The sequence below is a fragment of the Paenibacillus sp. E194 genome (genome assembly GCF_000935845.1).
GTDB classification, from domain to species: Bacteria; Bacillota; Bacilli; order Paenibacillales; family Paenibacillaceae; genus Paenibacillus_B; species Paenibacillus_B alvei_B.
The window spans coordinates 1-1,535 of the sequence record NZ_JMDX01000478.1 but is presented as its reverse complement, the minus strand read 5'-3'; the positions used below and the strand labels follow the sequence as shown (position 1 = coordinate 1,535).

Sequence of the window (1,535 nt, the reverse complement as noted above, 5' to 3'; positions counted from 1 at the left end):
TCTCGTTATCCGGCTCATAAGCAGCGCTATCGGAGCTGTCAGAACTGACAGAGTTATCAAAGCTATCATGGCTATCAGAGCTATGGCTATCATGGCTCCACGCACTTTGCGCGCTTGCCGCAAGTAGCTCTTCGATGATGAGTGTCTTGCCGCCGTATCCAAGACCTTTGTGTGTTGGAGCGGATGGGGCGTCCGCCAGCAGGCAAGCCACTTTCGAATCCTCCAGCATATACGCTATGCGTTCCGTCGGATAGGAAGGATCGACCGGTAGGAAAGCCGCGCCTGTTTTCAAAATGCCCAGCAAACCAATCATCATGTGGGCGGAACGTCCCGCCATCAGTCCGACAATACGGTCGCTGCCGATCTGTTCCAGGCGCAAGGCAGCAGCCATGCGATCCGACAACCGATCCAGTTCCTCGTACGTAAGTCTTGTATCGGCACATACGAGCGCAACAGCTTCCGGTGTTGCCTTTGCCTGCTTGCGGAACAACTGATGCACCGAGGCATTCGGCGTTTTCTGTACAGGTCCGTCCATCCAGCCTTGGAGCGTCATCCGGTCCTGTTCGTTCAGCAAGCTTGCTTTGCCAAGGGTGACATCCGGGTCAGCGGCCGTATGCCGCAGCAGCGTGATGAAATGATCTTTCCACCGTGAGATCGTATCCGCCTCAAAGAGTGCTGTCGCGTACTCCAGACTGCCGTGCAGTTCCTCTCCCACCTCGTGGATAAATAGCGACAAGTCGAATTTCGATGTCGGGTTTTCCAACTCGTAGGGGGCGATGTCGACATCGGCCATCTGCAGTTCGGACCGGTTCATATTTTGCAGTACGAACATCGCATCGAAAATCGGATTGCGGCTCACATCCCGATGCCGTACGACGTGCTCCACCAGTTCTTCAAACGGGTATTCCGCATGCTCAAACGCCGTTAAAGCCAGTTGTTTCATTTCTCCCAAATAGCTTCGGAATGTTTTGTCGGCGGATGGCATCGAGCGGATGGCTAAGGTGTTGACAAACATGCCGAGCATGCCGGACAAGTCGGCATGAGGGCGGCCAGCAATCGGCGTTCCCACCATGATCTCATCCTGACCTGCCAGTTTACCCAGGAACATGCTGTAAGCCGCGAGCAGTACCATGAATAACGTGGTTCCCGTGTCTTGCGCCAGCTGTTTGATGCTAGCGGTCAATTCCGCATTGATCGTGAACTCCAGGCGGCTGCCCGCGAAGCTTTGGATCGACGGACGGGCGAAATCGGCCGGCAGCTGAAGAACCGGAAGCTCGCCGCCTAGCTGCTGCAGCCAGTACTCTTTTTGTTGGACATACGTAGGCGAATAACGGTTTGCCGCCAGCCAGACAGCATAATCCTTATAATGAAGCGATACGGGCTCGAGACGATCGCCGGCATACAGCCTTGTCACCTCTTCAATCAAAATGCCCATGGAAGTTCCGTCGGAAATAATATGATGCATGTCAAACAGGAGCAAATGCTGCGTATCGCTCAGCTTGGTCAACTGAACGCGCAGCAGTGGTGCCTGGCTC

General features: G+C 54.7%; 1 protein-coding gene. It reads right to left on the bottom strand.

Annotation, left to right across the window (positions count from 1 at the left end; genetic code table 11):
* The coding region (locus AZ66_RS29055) for a condensation domain-containing protein (protein WP_044358107.1) at positions 1-1,535 on the bottom strand (1,535 nt) is incomplete at both ends.